26 protein-coding genes and 1 riboswitch are annotated in these 22,230 nt (G+C 47.5%); of the genes, 11 read left to right on the forward strand and 15 right to left on the reverse strand.

The features are described from left to right. Positions 1-14 precede the first annotated feature (14 nt). The 4 genes from menB to ACXAGL_RS02040 are packed head-to-tail and all read right to left on the reverse strand — an operon-like array spanning position 15 to position 4,816. Positions 15-833, reverse strand: a complete 819-nt coding sequence (menB, locus tag ACXAGL_RS02025) for a 1,4-dihydroxy-2-naphthoyl-CoA synthase (protein ID WP_206933628.1) — start codon at positions 831-833, stop codon at positions 15-17. Between the two features lie 59 nt (positions 834-892). Continuing rightward, the gene (gene menH, locus ACXAGL_RS02030; RefSeq protein WP_474969263.1) at positions 893-1,690 is read right to left on the reverse strand and encodes a 2-succinyl-6-hydroxy-2,4-cyclohexadiene-1-carboxylate synthase; all 798 of its coding nucleotides are present in this window, start codon (positions 1,688-1,690) and stop codon (positions 893-895) included. After that, a complete protein-coding gene (menD, locus tag ACXAGL_RS02035; RefSeq protein ID WP_474989605.1) occupies positions 1,680-3,425 on the reverse strand; it encodes a 2-succinyl-5-enolpyruvyl-6-hydroxy-3-cyclohexene-1-carboxylic-acid synthase in 1,746 nt (581 codons plus the stop codon). Before menD ends, menH begins: the two co-directional genes overlap by 11 nt. After that, entirely contained in the window at positions 3,425-4,816 is a 1,392-nt protein-coding gene (locus ACXAGL_RS02040) for an isochorismate synthase (protein WP_474989607.1), read from the reverse strand. The genes menD and ACXAGL_RS02040 overlap by 1 nt, the downstream gene beginning before the upstream one ends. A gap of 223 nt (positions 4,817-5,039) precedes the next feature. On the opposite strand from ACXAGL_RS02040, the gene ACXAGL_RS02045 reads away from it, so the two are divergent. From ACXAGL_RS02045 to ACXAGL_RS02055, 3 genes are all read left to right on the forward strand, one after another. After that, complete coding sequence (locus tag ACXAGL_RS02045) at positions 5,040-5,981, forward strand: 1,4-dihydroxy-2-naphthoate polyprenyltransferase (RefSeq protein WP_474989609.1); 942 nt, start codon at positions 5,040-5,042, stop codon at positions 5,979-5,981. A 133-nt stretch (positions 5,982-6,114) separates the two neighbouring features. Beyond that, entirely contained in the window at positions 6,115-6,501 is a 387-nt protein-coding gene (locus ACXAGL_RS02050) for a hotdog fold thioesterase (protein ID WP_474992325.1), read from the forward strand. A gap of 33 nt (positions 6,502-6,534) precedes the next feature. Then, on the forward strand, positions 6,535-6,915 hold the full coding sequence (locus ACXAGL_RS02055) for a TraR/DksA C4-type zinc finger protein (RefSeq protein ID WP_474969267.1): 381 nt from the start codon (positions 6,535-6,537) through the stop codon (positions 6,913-6,915). Between the two features lie 39 nt (positions 6,916-6,954). Here the strand turns inward: ACXAGL_RS02055 and ACXAGL_RS02060 are convergent, their stop codons facing one another. Both ACXAGL_RS02060 and ACXAGL_RS02065 read right to left on the reverse strand, forming a co-directional pair. Then, positions 6,955-7,263 (reverse strand): hypothetical protein, encoded by a 309-nt coding sequence (locus ACXAGL_RS02060; protein ID WP_474971120.1) that lies wholly within the window; start codon positions 7,261-7,263, stop codon positions 6,955-6,957. Positions 7,264-7,496: 233 nt separating this feature from the next. After that, entirely contained in the window at positions 7,497-8,099 is a 603-nt protein-coding gene (locus ACXAGL_RS02065; protein WP_027956467.1) for an ECF transporter S component, read from the reverse strand. A 159-nt stretch (positions 8,100-8,258) separates the two neighbouring features. Beyond that, positions 8,259-8,405, reverse strand: a riboswitch (FMN riboswitch). Between the two features lie 193 nt (positions 8,406-8,598). Here ACXAGL_RS02065 and ACXAGL_RS02070 point away from each other — a divergent pair. Together ACXAGL_RS02070 and ACXAGL_RS02075 are read left to right on the forward strand one after the other, a co-directional pair. Continuing rightward, positions 8,599-9,309 (forward strand): hypothetical protein, encoded by a 711-nt coding sequence (locus ACXAGL_RS02070; RefSeq protein WP_474989611.1) that lies wholly within the window; start codon positions 8,599-8,601, stop codon positions 9,307-9,309. A 281-nt stretch (positions 9,310-9,590) separates the two neighbouring features. Beyond that, positions 9,591-10,298, forward strand: a complete 708-nt coding sequence (locus ACXAGL_RS02075) for a hypothetical protein (protein WP_474989613.1) — start codon at positions 9,591-9,593, stop codon at positions 10,296-10,298. 49 nt (positions 10,299-10,347) lie between these two features. On the opposite strand, the gene ACXAGL_RS02080 is transcribed toward ACXAGL_RS02075, so the two are convergent. The 3 genes from ACXAGL_RS02080 to ACXAGL_RS02090 all read right to left on the reverse strand — a co-directional run bounded on the left by ACXAGL_RS02080 (position 10,348) and on the right by ACXAGL_RS02090 (position 13,023). Then, entirely contained in the window at positions 10,348-11,259 is a 912-nt protein-coding gene (locus ACXAGL_RS02080) for a methyl-accepting chemotaxis protein (RefSeq protein ID WP_474989615.1), read from the reverse strand. A 132-nt stretch (positions 11,260-11,391) separates the two neighbouring features. Further along, the gene (locus ACXAGL_RS02085; protein ID WP_474969272.1) at positions 11,392-11,604 is read right to left on the reverse strand and encodes a hypothetical protein; all 213 of its coding nucleotides are present in this window, start codon (positions 11,602-11,604) and stop codon (positions 11,392-11,394) included. Between the two features lie 420 nt (positions 11,605-12,024). Beyond that, positions 12,025-13,023 (reverse strand): M20/M25/M40 family metallo-hydrolase, encoded by a 999-nt coding sequence (locus tag ACXAGL_RS02090; RefSeq protein ID WP_474992327.1) that lies wholly within the window; start codon positions 13,021-13,023, stop codon positions 12,025-12,027. Between the two features lie 179 nt (positions 13,024-13,202). Between ACXAGL_RS02090 and ACXAGL_RS02095 the strand changes: the two genes are divergently transcribed. Together ACXAGL_RS02095 and ACXAGL_RS02100 are read left to right on the forward strand one after the other, a co-directional pair. Further along, on the forward strand, positions 13,203-13,760 hold the full coding sequence (locus tag ACXAGL_RS02095) for a thioredoxin family protein (RefSeq protein WP_474989617.1): 558 nt from the start codon (positions 13,203-13,205) through the stop codon (positions 13,758-13,760). 92 nt (positions 13,761-13,852) lie between these two features. Beyond that, positions 13,853-14,851, forward strand: a complete 999-nt coding sequence (locus ACXAGL_RS02100) for a potassium channel family protein (RefSeq protein WP_474969275.1) — start codon at positions 13,853-13,855, stop codon at positions 14,849-14,851. On the opposite strand, the gene ACXAGL_RS02105 is transcribed toward ACXAGL_RS02100, so the two are convergent. From ACXAGL_RS02105 to ACXAGL_RS02115, 3 genes are all read right to left on the reverse strand, one after another. Continuing rightward, the gene (locus ACXAGL_RS02105; protein ID WP_474969276.1) at positions 14,834-15,250 is read right to left on the reverse strand and encodes a YugN-like family protein; all 417 of its coding nucleotides are present in this window, start codon (positions 15,248-15,250) and stop codon (positions 14,834-14,836) included. The two genes, ACXAGL_RS02100 and ACXAGL_RS02105, sit on opposite strands and share 18 nt — an antisense overlap. An 84-nt stretch (positions 15,251-15,334) precedes the next feature. After that, the gene (locus tag ACXAGL_RS02110; protein WP_474969277.1) at positions 15,335-16,681 is read right to left on the reverse strand and encodes a glucose-6-phosphate isomerase; all 1,347 of its coding nucleotides are present in this window, start codon (positions 16,679-16,681) and stop codon (positions 15,335-15,337) included. Between the two features lie 158 nt (positions 16,682-16,839). Continuing rightward, the gene (locus ACXAGL_RS02115) at positions 16,840-18,006 is read right to left on the reverse strand and encodes an iron-containing alcohol dehydrogenase (RefSeq protein WP_474969278.1); all 1,167 of its coding nucleotides are present in this window, start codon (positions 18,004-18,006) and stop codon (positions 16,840-16,842) included. 141 nt (positions 18,007-18,147) lie between these two features. Between ACXAGL_RS02115 and ACXAGL_RS02120 the strand changes: the two genes are divergently transcribed. After that, on the forward strand, positions 18,148-18,393 hold the full coding sequence (locus tag ACXAGL_RS02120) for a DUF378 domain-containing protein (protein WP_474969279.1): 246 nt from the start codon (positions 18,148-18,150) through the stop codon (positions 18,391-18,393). Positions 18,394-18,433: 40 nt separating this feature from the next. Here ACXAGL_RS02120 and yugI read toward each other — a convergent pair whose 3' ends face one another. After that, a complete protein-coding gene (gene yugI, locus ACXAGL_RS02125) occupies positions 18,434-18,817 on the reverse strand; it encodes a S1 domain-containing post-transcriptional regulator GSP13 (protein ID WP_027956455.1) in 384 nt (127 codons plus the stop codon). Positions 18,818-18,984: 167 nt separating this feature from the next. Between yugI and ACXAGL_RS02130 the strand changes: the two genes are divergently transcribed. Further along, positions 18,985-19,341, forward strand: a complete 357-nt coding sequence (locus tag ACXAGL_RS02130; RefSeq protein ID WP_027956454.1) for a helix-turn-helix domain-containing protein — start codon at positions 18,985-18,987, stop codon at positions 19,339-19,341. Between the two features lie 192 nt (positions 19,342-19,533). After that, positions 19,534-20,715, forward strand: coding sequence for a MalY/PatB family protein (locus tag ACXAGL_RS02135; protein ID WP_474969280.1), 1,182 nt, complete (start codon positions 19,534-19,536; stop codon positions 20,713-20,715). A gap of 124 nt (positions 20,716-20,839) precedes the next feature. Here the strand turns inward: ACXAGL_RS02135 and ACXAGL_RS02140 are convergent, their stop codons facing one another. Next, positions 20,840-21,409: a superoxide dismutase family protein gene (locus ACXAGL_RS02140; RefSeq protein ID WP_474969281.1), complete on the reverse strand. Its 570-nt coding sequence runs from the start codon at positions 21,407-21,409 to the stop codon at positions 20,840-20,842. An 88-nt stretch (positions 21,410-21,497) separates the two neighbouring features. Beyond that, positions 21,498-21,692, reverse strand: coding sequence for a hypothetical protein (locus ACXAGL_RS02145; RefSeq protein ID WP_474969282.1), 195 nt, complete (start codon positions 21,690-21,692; stop codon positions 21,498-21,500). A 119-nt stretch (positions 21,693-21,811) separates the two neighbouring features. Between ACXAGL_RS02145 and kapB the strand changes: the two genes are divergently transcribed. Then, positions 21,812-22,195: a kinase-associated lipoprotein KapB gene (gene kapB / locus ACXAGL_RS02150; RefSeq protein WP_474969283.1), complete on the forward strand. Its 384-nt coding sequence runs from the start codon at positions 21,812-21,814 to the stop codon at positions 22,193-22,195. Positions 22,196-22,230 lie beyond the last annotated feature (35 nt).

Consider the following 22,230-nt stretch of genomic DNA (forward strand, 5'->3'; position numbering starts at 1 on the left):
ATGATGTCCACGTATTAAGGGAAACGAGGGAACTGATCGAAATCAGGTTTTCTCTTTTCCTTAAAGGCGTCGCGGCCTTCTTTTGCTTCATCGGTTGTGTAGTAAAGAAGTGTTGCGTCTCCACCCATTTGCTGCAGACCGGCAAGACCATCTGTATCTGCGTTGAAGGAAGCCTTCAAGAAACGCAGAGCTGTCGGGGATTTATCCAGCATTTCTCGGCACCATTGAACCGTTTCTGCTTCAAGCTCCTCCAAAGGAACGACCGTGTTGACAAGTCCCATGTCTTCCGCTTCTTTTGCACTGTATTGACGGCACAGGTACCAGATTTCACGGGCTTTCTTATGGCCGACGATACGCGCAAGAAGACCAGCGCCGTAACCGGCGTCAAAGCTGCCGACTTTCGGTCCAGTCTGGCCGAAGATCGCATTATCAGCAGCAATCGTCAGGTCACAGACAATATGTAGGACGTGACCTCCACCAATAGCATAACCGGAAACCATAGCTACGACCGGTTTAGGAATAACACGGATCAAACGTTGAAGATCCAGGACGTTCAAGCGTGGGATCTGGTCGTTGCCGACATATCCACCGTGCCCACGTACTTTCTGGTCACCTCCGGCACAAAATGCATCATCACCGGCTCCGGCAAGAACAATCACACCAATTCTGGAATCGTCACGGGCATAGGCAAATGCGTCGATCAGTTCGGAAACCGTCTGTGGACGGAACGCGTTGCGGACCTCCGGACGATTTATCGTAATTTTAGCAATCCCTTCGAAACGCTCATACATAATATCTTCGTACTCGCGATCTTGAATCCAATCAAAAGACATATCATTTCCTCCTTCATTATATTTCATCTATATACCCTCATGAAAAACGCTTTCATTGACTATTTTAACATGAAGCTATCTACAATTTTAGCAAAAATTCGCGGTTTCTCAAGGTGTACGGCATGTCCGGCCCCTTCCACCTCTTTCCAATGGACTTCAGGCAGCAGTTCAGACATCTGTTTATTGATGTTTTGGAACTTCTCATCCTCTGCCCCTGTAATAAGACAGACAGGAACGGTTAAAGTAGTTAACTGTTCCCACCACGACGGTTGATGGCCCGTCCCCATTCCCGAAAGTGATTCCGCAAGACCCCGGCCCTGCTGGCTGAGGCGTTCACTCCGGATCTGCTGCTTCCTCTCTTCCGGAAGGCGGTCCTGCGTACGGAAGAGAGGCATCTGCTCCCAGTAATCAACGAAAGCATTCAGACCTTCCCGCAGAAGCATATCAGCCAGCGCTTTATCCTTTGCCTGTCTCGCCAGCTGTTCTTCCGTTGAAGCAAGACCCGGAGAAGCACTTTCCAGCAGGATACTTTTCACTTTATGTGGGTAAAGCATAGCGAAGGAAAGCGCAGCCCTGCCGCCCAGTGAATATCCAAGCAGATGAACCTGTTCGATCTCCAAACGATCAAGTAGTTCATGAAGATCCCTGCAGAAGCGCTCCATGGAAATCGCCCCCATCGGACCTGTGCTCCCATGGCCGGGCAGGTCGACTTTAACAATATCATAAGATCCTGTTACATACGACAATACCTCGTCAAAGGTCCCGGACGTACCGGTAAATCCGTGAAGAAGGAGGAGAGGCTCTCCTCTTCCTGTCCGCTCCACTCCGTATTCGCGGCCGTTTATATTACTGTTCATCGTTTCCCCTCCACCGTATCACTGCATCATGCACATCATTCCAACGTGTATTATGAAAGTCGACATGGTCCTTACGGCTGACCATTGCTTCAATCACCGTCAACTGTTGGGACGAGGCGCTTTCGGACACCGCCTGCCGGTACTCCTCCCACGTCTGCACGCGTAAGTGGCGGCCTCCATACATTTCAACCGCCGGCTTCAAGTCGAGTCCAAGCGGCGTCCCAAACAGTTCCTCAAAATGCTTCGGATCCTTAGACTGAGGCAGGTAAGAAAAAATGCCTCCCCCATCATTATTGATGACGACAATGGTCAAAGGAAGCCCCTGACTTTTCGCCATCCAAAGACCGTTCATATCATGGAAGAAGGAAATATCCCCAAGAAGCAGTGTTGTTTTCTGTCCGGCCGCCGCCGTACCGAGCGCTGTACTAATGACACCGTCAATCCCGTTGGCTCCCCGGTTGGCCATCATGGTCACCCGCTTCGGCGTCGACATAAAGAAGCTGTCAACATCCCGGATCGGCATACTGTTTCCAATAAAAAAGGTGGACTGATCCGGAAGAGCCTCAGCGAGGTAAGCCACCGCATGCCCTTCGTTCAACGCTTTACCCGGGTCTTTCATCATTTCAGTTTTGGCAATCGTGTTCATCTGCTGCCACTCTGCAAGCCACGTTGTCTGAACATTCCCCTCCGGAAGTTCAGCAGCTAACTGGCGGCAGAGTTCCACGGATTCTGCCCAGATATACTGGACAGCAAGCCCTGCCGGCTCCCGGTATCCGGGTTCATCATCGACAACAAAATGTTCGACGGCCTCCTTATGGTGCTGAACCCACTTCAAGTACGTTTTGGATACAGGCATGGCTCCAAAACGGAGAATGTAGTCCGGCTTCATGTTCTCTTTTACCCAGGAGGATTTCAGCAGGGCCCCGTAACTTTCAATAACATGCCGTTTATCGTGATCCCCGGCCCTGAGCTGGGATAAAGGATCAGCAAAAACCGGAATGCCGAGGCGGGCAGCCAGGTCCGTGACAGCTTCCGCGAGCTCCTCATCAATTTGAGGGCCTACGACGATCAGTCCTTTATCCAAACGTCCAAGCTGCTCCAACAGATGACTGAGCGCCTGTGAATCGAGCTGTTTTTTCCCTGCTGAAGGAACCGGAACGGGAGGCGTGTCCCCGCGCCAGGCCCCTTCCAGGGAAAAGTCAGGGATGAGCGGCTCCCTGAAAGGAAGGTTTAAGTGAACCGGACCCTGCTGTCCAGTGACGGCCTCCCCTACAGCTCTTGCCGCCTGTCTTCGTGCATACATGAAGTTATTTTCCTCGGGAAGCGCTAAATCCACATGGAATTTTGCGTAACTGCCATACATCTGGAGCTGATTGATGGCCTGAGGAGCACCGGTTTCACGCAGCTCGTGCGGCCTGTCCGCTGTCAGAACTACGAGTGGAACACGGCTGTAGTACGCTTCCACGACAGCGGGATAATAGTTGGCGGCGGCTGTCCCGGAAGTACAGACAAGAGCCACCGGCTCATTGGTCTGCCTGGCTATCCCCAAGGCAAAAAAAGCAGCTGAGCGTTCATCAAGGTGAACCCAGTGTTTCACCTCTGAATGCTCAGCAAATGTCAGGGCCAGCGGCGTAGACCGGGACCCCGGAGAAATAACAACCTGTCTCACTCCTGAAAATGCAAGCTGGTCGACAAAATGTGTCACATACTTCGTTAAAGCTTCCACATGTCCCATTACAAGCCTCCTAAAACTGTCAGCATCGGCTTAAGTTTAACAGCCGTTTCCTCATATTCCGCCTGTGGGTCGGAATCTTCCACCACACCACATCCCGCAAATAAGGACGCCTTATCCTGTTGAATAAGCGCGGAGCGGATGGCCACCGCGAACTCGCCGTTATTCTTTGCATCAAACCAGCCTACAGGTCCGGCATACCACCCTCTGTTCAAACGCTCATACTGACGGATATAGGAAACGGCTTCCTTCTGCGGCATCCCGCCTAAGGCTGGTGTCGGGTGAAGTTTTTCAACAACATCCAGAAGCGTATACCCTTCATCCAGTACGGCCGTTACAGGCGTATACAAGTGCTGAAGATTTTTCAACGGGTACAGCACAGGAGCTTCCGGAATCGAGACTGCGCTGGAACAGGCTTCCACCGCCTCTTTAATCATATCTACGACAAATTGATGTTCCTGGCGGTTTTTTGAATCGTTCAACAGCTCCAGCCCGAGTGCCTCGTCCTCTTCAGACGTAGCTCCCCGCGGTATTGTTCCTGCCAGACAGGTAGATACAAGCGTGCGGCTTTCAAGCTTGGCAAGCCGCTCAGGAGTAGCGCCGACAAAGTAATCCCCCTGGCTCTCAAAGGCGAAAATATAGCTGTTCGGCTGTGAATCAGCGAGCTCCTTAATCACAGAAGCGGCCTGAACAGCATCCTGAAACTTCAGACGCAGTTCCCTGGCCAGGACAACTTTGCTGATTTTTCCCTGTCTGATATCTTCTGTTGCTTTCTTCACCGTTTCTTTCCATTGGGCAGGCTCTATTTCCTCCCTGCCAGTCACTACGGGAAATAATGGTTCAAAAGTTTCGGATTGAAGCAGCATTCCGCGCTGCTCCAAAAGCTGATGGACCATCTGCTTCAAATGGTCTTCGGGGAAAATGAGAACATTCATCGTTAAGTAAGAAGCCCCGTCCACTTTCGTGAGCAGAAAAGCCGGAATTGTCATCTGACTGTCGGGGAAGCTTTCCCACAGACGTTCCTCCGCTTCTCCGGGATCAAAGCTGAACCCCCCCAAGGCGGTTAATCCCGTACCCTTTTTCTGATAATCGTCATAGACAACAGCATTGTCCATAAGCTTCTGCCACAATCTCTGCACTTCCTGAAAACGATCAGCACGTTCGGCGTAAAGCTGGCTGGCCCGTCCGATGCCGACCATCGTCAAGTCATTATCCGCACTCTGCCAGAACGTCCGGTGAAGATCAACCGCCTCACCGGTATGAAAAAACTGAAAAGCATCCATATCATCTATATGTTCAACGATACTTATACATTGAGGTTCCCCAAGAAGATGCGCTCTCTGAAGGGCTTCCCCTGCTATTTCTTCTATATGAGGGGCCTTCGTATGAAGCATATTCATTCCTCCCATTCCTTAAGGGACGTTGAGTAATCCATATTTACTACACAGTTAAATGGAACTGCATGCACCACTCTCTATTTTATTCTCTTTTTTCTATTGACTCAAGAAATCTTACCTTCCAGGAGCATTTTCACCGAATGATTGACACCCCGGGACTCTTTCCCTAAACTTAAATTGTTATCATAAAAATTGTAGAATGACAAGGGAGAGAACATCCATGAGTTCCATACAAAACCAAAATATAAAAGCTTCCTTGAATGAACGTGAAGGTTTTCAGGTGTGGTGGAGACTGCTGCGCCCCCACACCTTGACGGCTGCTTTTGTCCCCGTTTTCGTCGGGACGATGCTGGCCGCCATCGAACAGTCCTTTGATTTCTGGTTGTTCGCAGCCATGCTGCTGGCTTCCATTCTCATTCAAGCGGCTACGAACATGTTTAACGAATACTACGATTATGTCAGGGGGCTGGATAATGAGAACTCCGTCGGCATTGGAGGGACCATTGTCCGTGACGGGATCCGTCCGCAGATGGTATTGCTGCTGGCTCTCAGCTTTTTCGCTGCTGCCGGACTGCTCGGTGTCTATATATGTGCCTCCTCCAGCTGGTGGGTGGCTGCTGTCGGACTGGTATCCATGTTGTTCGGTTATCTTTACACCGGCGGACCGTTTCCCATCGCCTATACACCGCTCGGTGAGCTGACAGCAGGCTTCTTTATGGGCACCATCATAATAGCGATCAGCTACTATATCCAAACGATGACGCTAACCGCAGATGTGCTGATCGTTTCTGTTCCCGTCGCCATCTTCGTCGGCTGCATCCTGTTAGCGAACAATATCCGCGACAGGGAAAACGACGCTGAAAACGGCAGGAAAACGTTAGCGATCCTTTTCGGCCATAAAGGATCCATCCGCTTTTTGACAGCTCTCTTTGCCATCGCTTATCTTTGGACGGCTGTCCTTATGATGATCGGCCTCCTGCCATGGTGGTCGCTGGTGACTCTCATTAGTTTAGGAAAAGCCAGAAAGGCCATTCAGGGATTTATAGGAAAAAAAGAACCCCTGGAAATGATGCCGGCTATGAAAGCAACAGCGCAGACGAATACCCTGTATGGATTCCTACTCGGATTGTCGCTGCTTATACAACTGTACTTCCCTCTTTGATATAAAAGGGAAACGGCGTAAACACATTACACCATTGTCTGAAAGAAGGATGGAGAACCATCCTTCTTTTCTATAGGTTTGACCATTGGATCAATGGGAATATTACATAAAGGATGGGATGACTATGAATGAGATGATGATGAAGAATACATTGATGGAAGCCCTGGGGATGGAAGTCATGAAAGCAGAACCGGATGCAGTGGAAATGCGCATGCCAGTGGATGCCCGTACTCATCAGCCGATGGGGTTCCTCCACGGCGGTGCGAACGTTGCCCTGGCTGAAAGCGCCGCAAGTATCGGCGGATTTTTAAACATCGATACCAACGAGCAGCAGGTCTTCGGTATTGAAATCAACGCCAACCATATAAAGAGCGCAAGAGAAGGCTGGGTGACAGCAACAGCCGTCCCTTCCCATATTGGTAAAACGACAATGGTGTGGGAAATCCGTATCGTCCATGAATCCGGCACGCTGCTCTGTATTTCCAGATGCACCCTCGGGGTTGTCCCTTTAAAAAAGTAAGCCATCCTTATAAAAAGGAAGGAGACATGAAGCATGTTATCAGACAAGCAGATTCAACAATTCAAACAACAGATCATAGAAATGAAAGAAGAAGCTGAACAGGAAATGGAAAAGTACAAAGAGGATGATGCCAAGGAGCTTTATCCGAATGACCGGACAGGGGAAATTTCCAGCGTCGCGGACCACCCGGGAAACCTTGGTACAGATCAGCACGAACGGGAAAAACGCCAGACGTTTTATGAACAGGCAAGGGAGAAGCACATGGCAGCGGAAGATGCCCTGAAACGAATCGAGGAAGGCCGTTACGGCGTCAGTGAGAAATCAGGGGACCCAATCCCTGTCGAAAGACTTGAAGCTCTTCCAACCGCCCGCTACACCGTTGAAGAAGAACGGGAAATAGAAAAGGATGCCTGATAAAAAGGATGCCGTCATCAAAACGGCATCCTTTTTTTGTCAATCCATCTCCCGAAGCTGTTCGGAAGGTTCTTCATCTAAATCCGGCTCTTCTTCGTCCATATTGAACGGCGTGTCCCGTTCCCCGTTCTGACGCACATCCCTTTCATAATCCCGTCTCATTTCATCGATGTCCTGGTGCTCCCGGTTGTTGCGGAAACGCTGTTCCTCCGGCATTTCATTCCTATCTGTACGTTCATAACGGGCAGGCTCATAATTGATATCCTCCGGCCCATCCTCGTTCCCGTTCATTCCGCAGCCACTTAATGTAACCATCACCAGCAAAGCAGCTCCCATGATTTTTTTCATCCATAAACACCTCTTTCAAAATAGTAAGAGCATGTTTACTTTCTCCTTTTACGATGCTTTTACACATGGGAGAACGCACTGGTTTTCCAGCTCATAGATAAAGACCCTGACACCCCAGCCAGCATCTTGAAAAAAACCTTATGTTTTTCAAGTGAAGGATATTCTTTCCTCTATATCATTTTCCTTTTCGATATAAAAAGAGCCGGCGAGTTCATAACTCGCCGGCTCTCCCTTTACGCTGCGGATGAGGACCGCGGACTTTTCTGTTCGATCCAAGGTTTCATCCGTACAAAGAGCAGGGTGAACAGTGCACTCACAATGATTCCTTTAAGAGCATTGAATGGCAGAATCCCTGCTACTACTGTTATCCATTTCACTTGTGCACTCATCGTTTCCCATCCCATGAACCAGCTGTAAGCCGGAAGGATGACAAAGTAGTTCAGTACACCCATGCCGAACGCCATAATCAGAGAACTCGTCACAAGTCCTGATACAAGCGATTTAACACTCTTGAATTTATGATAGATCATCGTAACCGGAAGGATAAACAAGAGGCCTGCGGCAAAGTTTGCGACCACTCCCACCGGATCTCCTGCACCGGTATATATAAAATAAAGACCATTTTTTAACGCTTCAACAAGGATGCCTGCTGCGGGTGTAAACATGATGCCTGCAAGCAGGGCAGGAACATCACTGAAATCCACTTTCAAGTACTGCGGAAGCAGCGGCAGCGGAAAGTTCAGCAGCATCAGAACCATGGAAATGGTCCCAAACAAAGCAATCGTAATCAATGTAAATAATTTTCTTGATGACTGAGCCGGATAACGGTTCATCATCGATCTCCCCCTTCATCTTTACACATTGATTCACATCCCAGATGAAGGTGAGCGGCTGAGCCTGACCAATAAAAAACCCCTGAAGCATTGGGCTTAGGGATGGTCTTGGTCCACGGCTAAATAGAGGCAGCATATCTAGCATGCGCTGCCTGTTCCGCTCGACATCTTCTCCCATCCAGACTGTAACTGTCGGTCCCGGACTCTCACCAGGTCAGCCATGCAGAAGAACTGCACGGGTCACGGACTTAAAGGTCACTAGGCCTTCTTACCGTCGGTCGGGAATTTCACCCTGCCCCGAAGATGGAATCAATATAAATTTGTATCTTTATTTTATACAAAACCTGTACTCTGTGCAAGCAGGAAGTTCTGACGGCCGTTTCCCTCCTCTGTTTTGATCAAAAAGCAGATCTGTTAAATCTATCATTGGCCTACACCGGCTATCCGGGGATGAATACGATACCAATGTACCACACAATATTATGGATAAAGGTGGAAAAACATGGCGAATTGCAGGAAAGTTTCCGTTCCAGGGAAACTGCCGATAAAATTTCCTAAGAAAAAAGAGAAAGGCGAGACAAAACATGACTGTCCATCCGGATGTAAGTGTCATTTTAAAAAGCCTGAACGTAAGCCCGCCAAACTAAACAGTGACTGCTTTGTAGAAAATGCTCTGGTTGGGACAAAACAGGTACAAAAAGTAGCTGAATCCACCCTGCCACTCGGTTTATTCGCAGCTACTGGAATTACAATTGGCAGCCTGGTGTCTGTAGAAGTCGTCCCTAATCTGGAGAATATCACTATGAACGCCCGGATCATTAAAAACAAAGTCGTCAACATTGGCTTAATTCCGGCTGTAGTGACTGTCAGTTTCCTTGATAACGATGGTGCCTTGGGAACTGGTGTATTGAATACTTCCATCCCATTCCAAGCCCACACGGATTTCCCCGGGGCATGTCCGGAAGATACCCTGACAGAAACACCACTCGAAGTCGAAGGGATTTTTACGCAGGAGGGAGTTCCCGTTGTCGATCTGGCTGGATTAGGGCTGGTAGACGGGATCATTGTGAAAATCATTCTTCAAACCACCATTACGGTTACAAGACCTGTTATTCGTGACGCGCACGGCAACGTTTGTGATTTGAACCCCAACCGCTGCAGGCAGGACACAGAAACTTCATCCTTCACTTTCTCCGGATCCGAAGACGACTAAATTTTTCATTTGGAAGGAAAGAGAGCTTATCGATAAGCTCTCTTTTATCATTCCATTACCTATCATTCCTTAAAACAAATGCCCTTCTGTGCGGAGTCCATGACCGATAAACCGGTTTGCTGCAGACAGACACGTCCGTGATCAGGAAGTTCTTTCAGCGGCATCTAAACGAATCTTACAGCCTATTCCAGTAAATCTATCACACCGGCCTACACCGTCCATCTCTTCAGGAATAGTATACCTATGTACAACACAAATTTATTGATAAAGGTGGAAGAAATATGGCGCACTGCAGGAAAATTTCCGTGCCCGGGAAACTGCCGATGAAGTTTCCTAAGAAAAAAGAGAAAGCCGAGACAAAACAGTATTGTCCGTCCGGATGTAAGTGCAGCTTCAAAAAACCTGAAATGAAGCCGGCTAAACTAAACAGCGACTGCTTTGTAGAAAATGCTTTGGTTGGTACAAAAGAAGTGCAGAAGGTTGCTGAAACAACGCTTCCTCTATCCCTTTTTGGTGCAATTACTATTGCCGGAATCTTATCAATTGAAGTCGTTCCTGACTTGAATAACATCACAATGAATGCAAGAATCATCAAAAATAAAGTCGTTAACATCGGACTGATCCCCGCTACGATCAACATCCGTACAAACATTCTAGGGTTGGAATTAGTTACCCTTTCGACAACCATTCCGTTCCAGGAACACACAGATTTCCCTGGTGCATGCCCGCAGGACACCCTGCAGGAATCACCGCTTGAAGTTGAAGGAATCTTCACTCAGGAAGGAGTTCCTGTAGTAGATTTAGCTGGATTGAGTCTTGTCGATGGAATCCTTGTGAAAATCATCCTTAAAACAACCATTACCGTCACCCGCCCGGTTATCCGGGATGCCCACGGCAATGTTTGCGACTTAAACAAGGACCGGTGCCAAAACAGCATGACACCTCCATCCTTCACCTTCCCAGCTCCAGATGATACAGGGATCCTATAATTAATAAGGGGGCCTATCAGGTGATAGGCCCCCTTATTTTTCTGACATGCTATATCATTTCCTTCAAGGACTGCGCTTCTTTGTTAACGGCTTCTCCTGCTTCGACAACCTGCTGGTAGCCACGGGATGCACCATCAAGGTTATTCAGTGCTTTCATCAGTTCCTTCTGAATCACCTCGGTTCCTTGATTGATACGAGAAATCTCCTGCGTAATCTGGTCCACATTTTCCCGGACTTCTCCAATGGAATGCTCCACTTTGTTGGAGAGCTTCCGGACTTCCTTCGCAACCACATCAAATCCTCGACCGTGCTCCCCGGCCCTTGCGGCTTCTATAGCAGCATTCAATGACAAAAGATTCGTCTGGGAGGCAATATCCTTAATGGTCTTCACGACCCCCTGGATGTTCTGCGCCTGTATTTTCAAACCTTCCAGTGTTTTCGTGTTCTCTTTGGAAGTCTCATTGATGAGAGCAATCTGACTGTTCAAAGCCTCATGCTCCTCCATCCCTTCCTCAGCCCTGGTGTTCAAGTCCAAGGATACACTCTGAAGCTTTTCCACCGTTCCATTTAATTCATTCTGCCTCGCTGTGATGTCAGAAGCCACCTTCATTATCCCTGTTATGCTCCCATTCTTATATACAGGCATATAAGTAGCTTCCAGCCACACTTCATGACCTGATGCATCCTTGCGCTTGATCTTATCCTGAAAGCTTTCCCCATTCCACAACGCACGCCAGAATTGTTCATAGGCGTTGCTTTCCGTGAAATCACTGAAGCAGAACTCCTTATGGTGCCTGCCTATCAAATCACGGCTCTTCCGATAGTTCATCGTCTGTGCAAAAATATCGTTCGCATAGGATACCCTGCGGTCCTTCCCAAAAAATATGAGGGCCAGATGATCTTCCACCGCTTTAAACAATTCGACATGGGTCGTTTCTTTTTCTACGACATCCCAATCCAAATTCCTCCGCCTCCAGAAATTGCAAAGTTTTTAAATCCAATCGTCTTGATTTCAGTATAACAGAGGCGGTTCCTGAACAGTCTTGAAAATGAACCGGGATCATGTAAAAAAATACATAAAAAAATCCCGCTCCTAATGAGCAGGACCATCCACTTTATCCGTCGCGTCCAACAGCAGCCTCAGTGTTGCAGATACCGTTGAGACGTCTACGAGGCCGTCTTCACTGTCTTTTACTTTTCCTAACTGAAGCATAATGTAGTCATCATACCCCTGAACGTGAATTTGGCCGGCATTGATTCTTCCTTTCAACATTACAATCTGCTGATGCAGTGCTTCACGGTCCATGCCGATCACTCCTTAACACTATAGAAGATTATATCGGCTAGTGTCTCCAAATATGCATAAAAATAAACAACATACTATAGGACATTAAGGGAGTGGCTCGTATAAAACACTTTACAGACAGATGGTTGGTGATATCGGACTTTGTGAGAGCCATTGTTTTTCATGTAAGATCCATTCAGCTGTTAAACATGGAGCTCAACAGCTGGATGGATCTATGAGCACTGGACACGATGGTTTGGACAAAAAGAAGATTGTCAAACGGGTACCAATTTCTCCCTTCCCTATTACTTCAGGTGAATGCACGATGAGTGCCCGGTGATAACGCCTGCAGGAACCGCTGAGTCCGTGCCCGCAGTAAGCATCCACCGATAAGTTCACAAAACCCCTGACTTATTGAAGGAAAAACAGGTTTCAATCTCTTTATTCATCCAGTGGATTTAAGCTTTCTTTTCCCGTCATGCCGGCAATCATTTCGACAAGAAGGGTGATTTCCTCTTCCATATCTTGAATGCTCGCTGTTTCTACAGGGGAATGCATATACCGAAGCGGGAGCGAGACAAGACTGACCGGCACCCCTTTCCCTGTCAACCGCATCTTGTCAGCATCCGTACCTGTCGCTCTGGGAGTCAGTTCATATTGAACATCCATATCGAGAGAGGCAGCTGTCTTTTCCAGCAGTTGATTAATCTTGCGGTTAATCGAAGCTCCTTTAGCAAGTACCGGACCCTTTTCAAGACGGACGTCCCCGTGTTTCCGCTTGTCTACACCCGGATAATCAGTAGCGAACGTCACATCACAGGCAATGGCCATCGTAGGTTCTACGCCGGCTGCGGCAAAATAGGCACCGCCCATATTCGTTTCTTCATTCACCGTGCTCGCTGCATATACACCGACATTCAATGTTTTCTCAGATAAGCGGCGCAGCACTTCTCCGACAACGAACTGGCCGGTCCGGTTATCAAGACCACGGCCGGCTATGTAACGGTCCATCAGGACTTCCGGTTCCCTTTTATAAACGGCCAGATCGCCAATCTGTACGAACTTTTCGACTTCCTCCTTGGACTTGGCCCCGCAGTCGATAAACAGTTCTTCAAGTCCGAAGTCTCCCTTCAGTCCACCATGGTGCTGGGCATTGACTCCAATGACGCCTGTTAACGTCCCGCCATGACCTTGAATACTCACTTTCATCCCAACGGCTGCTTTAGGGTTAATGCCGCCCATCTTATCGACATACACATACCCGTCCTCATCGATCCGATTGACGACAAGAGCAATTTCATCACAGTGACCAGCCAGCATGATTTTGAAATCCGCTTCCGGGTTGAGCACAGCAATCGCATTGCCGGCATGATCGGTTTGAATCTCATCTGCATACGGACGCATTTCTGCGATCCAGCGTTTTTGTATTTCCATCTCCATACTTGACGGAGACGGGGTATTTAACAATTCCAATAGAAAGTCCAGACGTTCTTTTTCCACAGGTAAACACCCTCCTTCGTAATTATCTTAACAAAAAACCAGACGGACTTCATACGGATGCATACTTCTGTTCTTTTTAGGGAAAAGGAATGGGTAGGCAATAGAAAGGAGAATTTCTTATGGACTTGAACCAGCAGTTTTATGAAGGCATGCATCCTCAGGAATATGTGGATCAGATGCAGTCCCACCAAAATGATTTTTTGTACATATATGAACACTTCTCTACACAAGTGGAGGATGTACCCCTTTTTGAAAACGTACAGAACAAACAGTGGAGAGCTTTGATACTGACCGAAGACTGGTGCGGCGATGCAATGCTGAACCTGCCTATTTTCCTCAGAATTGCAGAAGCCGGTCAGATCGATACGCGCTTTTTCCTTCGGGATGATAACCCGGAGCTGATGGACCGCTATTTAACAAATGGCACATCCCGATCGATTCCAAAAATTATTTTGATCGATCCAGAAGGGAAAGAATCAGCCGTCTGGGGTCCTCGGGCACCGGAGCTGGAACAGTACGTAGCCGATTCTCTGACAAGCCTCCCCGATAAAGAAGCACCGGATTATGAAGAAAAGCGCAGGGAAGTCCTGCTTTTCGTTACAAAAGCCTTCCGCGATAACCAGGAGCTATGGCAGTCCGTCTATGAAGATATGAAACAGACCATCAAATCCCGATAAAGCAAAACCTGCTTTCTCCTTGAAGCAGGTTCTTTTTACGTTTGTTTTGCCCGGATTAAAGCCATACTGTAGGTAAAAAAGGGGGCCGGGTTATGCAGCACCTCATCCGCCTTTACTTTCAACTGCCTTTATTTGTCCGCCTGTTAAGTACGGTTTTCTTCACGATGACGTTATTCGGCATCATTATCCATATCATAGAACCTGAGAACTTCCCCACATTTTTTGACGGATTATGGTGGGCATTCGTAACAGGTGCCACTGTTGGGTACGGGGACTATGTGCCTTTAAGTCCTGCCGGGAAAGCTGTGGCTATTCTATTAATCCTCTCAGGAGGAGGGCTCGTCACCTTTTATATGGCCACATTGTCTGCTTCTACGGTGAAGCATGAAACGAGTTTGTCCGAAGGTCGTGTTGCGTATAAGGGAGCCGATCACATTGTCCTGATCGGCTGGAACGAGCGGACCCGCCATTTGATTGATATGCTGCAGGACCAGAACCTTCACGAACGGATCGTTATGATTGACCAGACTATGAACCAGTTTTATCAGCGCCTGCCGAGCGTCCACTTTATCAGCGGCAGTGCGACAAATGAAGACACGCTGGAGCATGCCAATATTAAAGAAGCCCGGATGGCCATCATTACGGCCGACCCATCCATGGAAGAACAGCAGTCGGATCAGGCCGTGATCCATCAGATCGTCGCCTTGAAAGGGCATCACCCGGAATTGTTCATTATTGCGGAAGTACTGACGGACCGCCAGAAAATTAACGCGCAGCGGGCCGGCGCCAGTACGATCATCCGCTCCAATGACTTTATGAGCAGCCTGTTTTACCAGGAGCTTTACCGCAATGATCCAGTCAAACCATTTGAGCTCCTCCTTTCCCTGTTGACCGAGCGTCAATTTCACGAAGAGAAAGTTCCCGAAACACTCGCAGGCCACCCGATATTAACGGCATATGAGTTTTTCTTAAAAAAAGGATGCCAGATTATCGGCATCCGAAAAAATGGAGAGCTGTCGTTTCACCTTGACGAAAGTATCGAATTGGAAAAGGGAGATGAGCTCATATTGTTCTCACCTCTGAGAAAGTAGCACCTCTTCCGCGGCCTGAAGAAGTTCTTGACCTGATTGGATGTGTTCTTCCGGAAAAGAGGCATCTTTATCCACGGGCTCCTGGAACTGGTCAAAAATGGCCCGTATGTTTCCTTCTTTTACATTGTCGTCAAGGCCGGGATTGTATTTATGAGAAAGCAGAAACGGTTCCGTCATTTCGATCATGGCGTAATCGGAAGGGGCATCAAGGGATCCGGACGTCACTACAAAAGGCAGGCGGATAAATTGATAGCCGACGCGGTCGTCAATTTTATAATCAAAATAGCCGTGTTCATAATCCCAGTTGTCCGCCAGTTTAAATCCGATTGTTTTCAAAGCTGCTTCTGCATCCTGAAAAGAAAAGACCTGTCCCGTCAATGAAGAGGTTAAAGGTATCATTGTCATTCCTCCTTTACGTTTTACTATGCCCAATAAAAAAAGCGCGGCTCATCCAATTCATGGATGAGCCGCGCTTTTTTTGCTTTACAGGCGTTTTTCGAGTTTTTCTTTTTCTTCTTCAAATCCCGGCTTGCCAAGAAGGGCGAACATATTCTTCTTATATGCTTCCACTCCAGGCTGGTCAAACGGATTGACACCGAGAAGATAGCCGCTGATGGCACAGGCTTTCTCGAAGAAGTAAACGAGATAACCAAACGTGTAGGCATCACGCTTCGGAAGGTGGACAATCAAGTTCGGAACGTCCCCATCTGTATGCGCCAGCATTGTACCAAGGTAGGCTTTTTCATTGACCTTGTCCACGGTGCTTCCAGCCAGGTAGTTCAACCCGTCAAGGTTCTGATCATCTTCTTCAATGGTCATGTCAGAGCTTGGCGTCTCCACGTGAAGAACCGTCTCAAACAAGTCTCTGCGCCCTTCCTGAACATATTGTCCAAGAGAGTGAAGATCTGTAGAGAAGTTGGCAGAAGCCGGGAAGATCCCCTTCTGGTCTTTTCCTTCACTTTCACCAAACAGCTGCTTCCACCATTCAGAGAAGTACTGAAGGGATGGCTCATAGTTGATCAGCATTTCAATCGTTTTGCCTTTGTTGTAAAGGACGTTACGCACCGCCGCATATTGATAGGCCGGGTTCTCGGAAAGCTTTTCGGCACTCAGCTCCTGGCGGGCCTTCTGCGCCCCTTCCATCATGGCATCAATATCAATGCCGCTCGCTGCGATTGGAAGCAGTCCAACAGCAGTAAGGACAGAATAACGACCGCCCACATCATCAGGGACGACAAAGGATTCGTATCCCTGCTCATCAGCAAGCGTCTTCAATGCCCCTTTGTTGGCATCTGTCGTAGCATAAATGCGTTTCTGAGCTTCTTCCTGCCCATATTTGTCCTCCAGGAACTTACGGAAGATACGGAACGCAATCGCCGGCTCTGTCGTCGTTCCGCTTTTAGAAATGACGTTAATGGAAACATCTTTATTTTTAAGAACGTCAAACAGCTCATTCATGTATGGAGCACTGATGCTGTTTCCTACGAAGAAGACTTGAGGGGTGTCACGGTCTTCCTTCGCCAACGTGTTGTAGAAGCTGTGGTTGAGCATTTCAAGAGCTGCTCTCGCCCCTAAGTATGAACCGCCGATACCGATGACAAGAAGCACGTCTGAGTCGGATTTAATCTTTTCTGCGGATTTTTTAATGCGGGCGAACTCTTCCTTGTCATAGTCCTCGGGAAGATCGACCCACCCTAGAAAATCATTACCTGCGCCAGTTTTTTCATGGAGTGCCTGGTGTGCTGTCGATACAGCTCCCTGCATATATTCCAATTCATGTTCGCCAAAGAATGGCAGCGCTTTTTCATAATCAAAACGAATATGTGTCATATGATAGCCTCCAGATTGTCAATTTTATACCTGACCAATTTCACTTTATCGAAACCTCCATAGCAAATCAAGCAAAGCTCCATTTGTAAACGGATACATAAGGAAAATGTTTTGGAAAAGAAAAAGGCACGGATCTCCGCGCCTTTTTTCTTTACCCCTTATTTAGACATTTCAAGGATCTCTTGAACATCTTTTTCGTGAAGCTTGTTAAAGTTACCGAATGGTCCGCGTTTCATCGCACGGTCAACGATTACGTCAAACTTATCATCGCCGATGTCATAGTCAGCAAGCGTTTGGGGGGCACCAAGAGATGTCCAGAACTTACGAAGTTCCTGAATACCTTCTTCAGCCACTTCACGCTCTGATTTCCCTTCTGTTTCTACACCAAACACTTTTTCACCAAGACGGGCAAAACGGGAAACATTAACCTCAAGGTTATGCTTCATCCAGTTCGGGAACAGAATCGCCAGTCCACCGGCATGCGGAATGTCATAAACCGCTGATACCGCGTGCTCGATGTTATGGCTTGCCCAGTCTCCGCGGTAACCCATCTGCATCATCCCGTTCAGTGCAAGCGTACCTGCATAAAGGATCGTTTCACGATGCTCCAGGGATTCAAGGTTTTGAAGCAGCTTCGGACCTGTTTCAATGACAGAGCGAAGGACACCTTCAATCATCTCATCCTGTACAGGAGACGGTGTCGGATTGTGGAAATACTGTTCGAACAAGTGTGTCATCATATCGACAATGCCATATACCGTCTGATCTTCAGGAACCGTTGCTGTGTAGGCCGGATCAAGAATAGAGAAGGCCGGGTTGGTCAATGGAGCCGCACCCCATCCGTATTTCTCATTCGTTTCCCAGTTGGTAATAACAGCGCCCGCATTCATTTCAGAGCCTGTCGCTGCAAGCGTCAGCACTGTACCGAATGGAAGAGCATCTTCAGGTGTCGCCTGGCGGGTGACGAGATCCCAAGGGGCACCTTCATATTTAGCACCTGCAGCGATGGTTTTCGTAGCATCAATCACACTACCGCCACCGACAGCAAGAAGAAAATCAACATTTTCCTGTTTGGAAATCTCCACCCCTTTTTCGACCGTTGTCAGTTTAGGGTTGGGTTCAACTCCGGAAAGCTCAAGAACTTCAACCTCAGCTTTTTTCAGCTGGTCCATGACCTGGTCATAAACGCCGTTTTTCTTGATACTGCCCCCACCATAAACAACAAGGACTTTTTTCGTCCCTTCCGGCAGCTGGCCGGGCAGTTGTTCAATTTGATCTTTACCAAAGATCAGTTTGGTTGGGTTATGAAATGTAAATGTATCCATGGATTGGAAGCTCCTTTCTGTTCTTAACGTGCTTTCCTATTATCCCCGATAATTTGAAGAATCTCAAAAGAAATGCTGTCTGGAATGAACATCGGCTTTGAGATCCATACTAATTCCAATAGAAGAAAAGGAGGTCTGTATATGAGCTGGATACAACGGACGGCTCTCCTGCTGATCATCATCGGCGCCATCAACTGGGGACTCATCGGACTTTTCCAGTATGATCTCGTTGCCGGGCTGTTTGGCGGTGGTGAGCAGCGTGCATTCCTTGCGCGTCTCATTTATACGGCTGTAGGGATCAGCGGACTTATTGCCATTTCCCTTTATTTCATCCCCGCAGCACAAAATAGTGATGTACCGGCTGACACAGCTGTTGAACAGGAATAAAAAAAGAGACCAGGGAAGGCCCTGGTCTCTTCTTCATTCCTTATTTGCGGAATTTTTCGCGGTCATCAGACTGTTTGATCCAGTCTTCAAGCTTGTCTTTCAGCGTGTTGAAGCCTGCAGCTTCTTCCTGCTGTTTTGGAGCCGCTTGTTTACGTGGACGACGCTCCTGCTGTTTAGGTGCTTCCTGAGTCGCACGGATGGATAGAGAATATTTGTTGCTCTTCTCATCGATGTTCAGAATTTTAACCTGAACTTCATCTCCTTCAGAAAGGTGCTCATTAATATCTTTTACATAACCGTGAGTAACCTCGGAAATGTGTACAAGACCTTGAACCTGCTCATCCAATGCTACAAACGCGCCGTAGGGCTGAATGCCTGTGACTTTACCTTCTAATACTTGACCTTCTTGGAACTTCTCTGACATGCTATACAACTCCTGATTCATTAAATATTCGCTTCTTTTCACGCAATAAATGATTTTACCACAAAGACGCGAAATAAGCAATATCCCGTCTATGTTCACGAATCGTTCAGACATCATTTGTCCGCAGCGTGATATACTAGAAAAAAGAATAAAGGAGGGTTCAGCGTATGTCCGTAGGAAACAATATCCGAAAGTACAGGGAAATGAAGAAATTCACGAAAGAGGAACTGGCTCTCAAAGCCCGGATGGGCGTTCACACACTGGAAAGTTATGAATCTAATGAGCGCACACCAGAACTTGATACCGTCTTGAAAATTTCGACGGTTCTGGATATTCCCGCTTCCGAACTTATGGAATTCCACGATGAAGATGAATCTCCTTTTGACGAAGAACTTACACAGCTGGTTCAGGACATCGGCGTCAAAAGCTCTAAACTGATCTTAAGGAAAGCCCGTGACTTTTCAGAACAGGACGTACTTCGGGCTATGAATCTGCTTTATGACCTGAATCAGCAGAAAAATTAAAAAAGAGGTTTATAAACTATGAAACAGGGTTATATTAAATAACGTAAGACTTTCTCGTATTCCCCCTGTGTAAGCAAAGCGAACGTTCGCTTTGCTTTTTTTTCGGCCAAAATTCCTTCCCGAACAAGTTAGTTTCATGAAGGACCTGGTTTCGGTTATGATAAGGAAAAATGGCTGATGGAGGCGAGTACTTTGGAAGAATTTCAAAAATACACCCCAAGAACCGGGACACGCTCGGTCAAATGGGATCTCATTGAAGACTTTTATCAAGATAAAGATGTCCTGCCGATGTGGGTGGCCGATATGGATTTCAAGACACCACAGGCTGTCACAGACGCACTGACCTCAAGGGTCGAACACGGCATCTTCGGATACACCATCCCGGATCAGGATGTGAAGGAGTCCATTACAGGATGGCTTCGTAATCGTCACGGATGGGAAACAGAAACGGACTGGATCACGTTCAGCCCGGGTGTCATTCCATCTCTGCACATGATTATTCAATCGTTGACGGAAATCGGCGACAACGTTCTTATCCAGACACCGGTTTATCCTCCGTTCTACAGTGTTGTCAAAGACCATGGCAGACATATCGTAAAAAACCCACTCCTTCATAAAGAGGACAGGTACGAAATAGACTTTGAAGATTTCGAGAACAAAATCAAAGACAATCAGGTAACCATGTTTATCCTATGCAACCCACACAATCCTGTCGGGAGGGTATGGACGAAGCAGGAACTGGAAGAAATGAGCCGGATCTGCCGGAAGCACGGTGTGAAAATCGCAGCGGATGAAATTCATGCCGATTTGATTCTGCCACCGAACAAGCATATACCCATGGCTTCTCTTTCTGAAGAAACGAACCAGCAGACGGTCACATGCCTTTCCCCTACGAAAACATTCAACCTTGCCGGTCTGCAGGCTTCCTATGTTATTACTGCAAACAAGGAAGACAAGAAAAAGCTGGATAAACATTTTAAAAATCAAGGCATGATGATGTTGAACACCCTTGGTATTACAGCGATGGAAGCTGCGTATAACCATGGATCCGACTGGGTTGACACATTGACAGAAGTGCTGAAGGACCATCGCGACTATGTGATTCAGCGGCTGGAGAACGAAACAAAATCGGTGCGTGCGCTTCCGATCGAAGGAACGTATTTGTTATGGCTGGACTGTACACGAATGGGACTTTCCCAGACGGAATTGAAGAAGTTCATGCAGAAAGAGGCCCGTGTCGGCTTAAACGACGGTGCGTCCTTCGGAGAAGAAGGCCGCGGCTTTATGCGCCTCAACCTGGCTGCTCCGATGTCTACACTTGAAGAAGGTGTCACACGCATCATCAAAGCTGTCCAGACCTTTGAACAATCTTAAATCGAATGAAAACTAAGGCTGCCTTAAAAAACGGCAGCCTTTTTTTATTCCATCATTCCTTCTGTCTGCATAGAGGTATCTGAAAACACCAGGATGGCCGTCCGTCCAGTTATCGAAGGTTCGGTTATTCCTGCTGTTTATCCGGTTCGGCAGGATCACTCGTTTCATCTTTGTCTGCGTCTATGGTAATCACACCACAGGCCACACGTTCCCCGGCATCTCCTGCCGGCTGGGTCATCCCATCATCTGGTCCGCTCTGGATGATCAAGGAGGTCCCTTCATCCCTCAGAAGCGACTTCTGGTCTTCTTTCAGCTTCGCCTCCGGCAGCATGACCTCAACATCAATCATACCGCTCTGGTCAGCCTCCACATTCGGCATATCCCCCACATGCGCCCCTTTTGGATTCATGAGACCATGCTCCTTGGACAAGGGATTGAAATGATTCCCGGCACTCTTGAACTCAGGCGCATCACATTTTGGAAATTCATGAACAGCTATCCCGTGCATCCCTGGTTCAATCCCTTCTACTTTCAATTTCACTTGTACGCCTTCAGGCTGTTCGGTCAATACAGCTGTCCCGATTTTGTCATTATCTTTGTTATAGATTGATGTTTCCAGCGGCGATCGTTCCTCTCCGGAACACGCCGTCAAAACAACAGCGATCGTCCCGGCACACATAAAGGCACGCTTCATGGGTCCAAAACCTCCATTTGATGAAATCTGCTTTTTCTAGTGTCCCCCATGCTGCTGAAAATATAATAAAGCCGCATCAGGCAGGCACCTAATGCGGCTCTTTCGATTCGCGATCTTCCTTTTCATTTATAGAGTAATTCTGATCAAATGTATGCTCTTCTTTTTGAGAGGCTTTAATAATCCAGATCATAGTAACCGCTGCAGCCACAATGAACAGCAGAAGCATCAGGACAGCAGGAATATATTCAGACTTATCTTCTGGGAAGTACAGAAATTCCATCATGGTGAACCCCACCCTTCTCCCCTAAGTATATCAAACATTTGGAAATCCGCATCCGTTTTCATTAGATCTACATATTTTTTGTTACAATGAAACGAGAGATGAATTTAGGAGGGAATAGAATGTCTGAGATCCAGATTGGCTCTATAGTGAAAGCGCATTATAAAACAGGCATATACATCGGAGAAGTGAAAGAGGACCGGGGGAATTTTTATCTGGTTCAAATGCTCGCCGTTGACAAACACCCGATGCAGGGGGATCTTCACAATCCTGGTCAAACAGAAAATGTTTTTTTCCATCAGCGGAAAGCGTTGAGTTATCTTGAAAAAGCCAACGTTCAGAAAGAAGCGGTCCACCCTTATGAAGAGACAGAAATACCGGATTATAATGATTCTCTCAAACAATCCGTTGAAAAGCTGAAACAAAAGTTAAATCGGCGGGATACCGATTTTAACAGCCATGCCGCAGATCAACTGAGTGATCTCGAAAAACAGTATTTCGGGTAAAATCAGCCACATTTGTATTCGCTTTCGGGGTGTGG

This window comes from Halobacillus sp. ABA4_118, from assembly GCF_056160205.1.

Excerpts from the sequence above, each read along its gene's own strand:
- ACXAGL_RS02050 (WP_474992325.1), top strand. The coding sequence starts at position 6,115 with ATGATGATGAAGAATACATTGATGGAAGCCCTGGGGATGGAAGTCATG.
- ACXAGL_RS02090 (WP_474992327.1), bottom strand. The coding sequence starts at position 13,023 with ATGGAGATGGAAATACAAAAACGCTGGATCGCAGAAATGCGTCCGTAT.
- ACXAGL_RS02115 (WP_474969278.1), bottom strand. The coding sequence starts at position 18,006 with ATGGATACATTTACATTTCATAACCCAACCAAACTGATCTTTGGTAAA.
- ACXAGL_RS02085 (WP_474969272.1), bottom strand. The coding sequence starts at position 11,604 with ATGGACCGTGAAGCACTGCATCAGCAGATTGTAATGTTGAAAGGAAGA.
- ACXAGL_RS02120 (WP_474969279.1), top strand. The coding sequence starts at position 18,148 with ATGAGCTGGATACAACGGACGGCTCTCCTGCTGATCATCATCGGCGCC.
- ACXAGL_RS02105 (WP_474969276.1), bottom strand. The coding sequence starts at position 15,250 with ATGATACCTTTAACCTCTTCATTGACGGGACAGGTCTTTTCTTTTCAG.
- ACXAGL_RS02145 (WP_474969282.1), bottom strand. The coding sequence starts at position 21,692 with ATGATGGAATTTCTGTACTTCCCAGAAGATAAGTCTGAATATATTCCT.
- kapB (WP_474969283.1), top strand. The coding sequence starts at position 21,812 with ATGTCTGAGATCCAGATTGGCTCTATAGTGAAAGCGCATTATAAAACA.
- menB (WP_206933628.1), bottom strand. The coding sequence starts at position 833 with ATGTCTTTTGATTGGATTCAAGATCGCGAGTACGAAGATATTATGTAT.
- ACXAGL_RS02055 (WP_474969267.1), top strand. The coding sequence starts at position 6,535 with ATGTTATCAGACAAGCAGATTCAACAATTCAAACAACAGATCATAGAA.
- ACXAGL_RS02095 (WP_474989617.1), top strand. The coding sequence starts at position 13,203 with ATGGACTTGAACCAGCAGTTTTATGAAGGCATGCATCCTCAGGAATAT.
- menD (WP_474989605.1), bottom strand. The coding sequence starts at position 3,425 with ATGGGACATGTGGAAGCTTTAACGAAGTATGTGACACATTTTGTCGAC.
- ACXAGL_RS02100 (WP_474969275.1), top strand. The coding sequence starts at position 13,853 with ATGCAGCACCTCATCCGCCTTTACTTTCAACTGCCTTTATTTGTCCGC.
- ACXAGL_RS02110 (WP_474969277.1), bottom strand. The coding sequence starts at position 16,681 with ATGACACATATTCGTTTTGATTATGAAAAAGCGCTGCCATTCTTTGGC.
- yugI (WP_027956455.1), bottom strand. The coding sequence starts at position 18,817 with ATGTCAGAGAAGTTCCAAGAAGGTCAAGTATTAGAAGGTAAAGTCACA.
- menH (WP_474969263.1), bottom strand. The coding sequence starts at position 1,690 with ATGAACAGTAATATAAACGGCCGCGAATACGGAGTGGAGCGGACAGGA.
- ACXAGL_RS02075 (WP_474989613.1), top strand. The coding sequence starts at position 9,591 with ATGGCGCACTGCAGGAAAATTTCCGTGCCCGGGAAACTGCCGATGAAG.
- ACXAGL_RS02065 (WP_027956467.1), bottom strand. The coding sequence starts at position 8,099 with ATGATGAACCGTTATCCGGCTCAGTCATCAAGAAAATTATTTACATTG.
- ACXAGL_RS02060 (WP_474971120.1), bottom strand. The coding sequence starts at position 7,263 with ATGAAAAAAATCATGGGAGCTGCTTTGCTGGTGATGGTTACATTAAGT.
- ACXAGL_RS02045 (WP_474989609.1), top strand. The coding sequence starts at position 5,040 with ATGAGTTCCATACAAAACCAAAATATAAAAGCTTCCTTGAATGAACGT.
- ACXAGL_RS02130 (WP_027956454.1), top strand. The coding sequence starts at position 18,985 with ATGTCCGTAGGAAACAATATCCGAAAGTACAGGGAAATGAAGAAATTC.
- ACXAGL_RS02040 (WP_474989607.1), bottom strand. The coding sequence starts at position 4,816 with ATGCTTCATACGAAGGCCCCTCATATAGAAGAAATAGCAGGGGAAGCC.
- ACXAGL_RS02140 (WP_474969281.1), bottom strand. The coding sequence starts at position 21,409 with ATGAAGCGTGCCTTTATGTGTGCCGGGACGATCGCTGTTGTTTTGACG.
- ACXAGL_RS02070 (WP_474989611.1), top strand. The coding sequence starts at position 8,599 with ATGGCGAATTGCAGGAAAGTTTCCGTTCCAGGGAAACTGCCGATAAAA.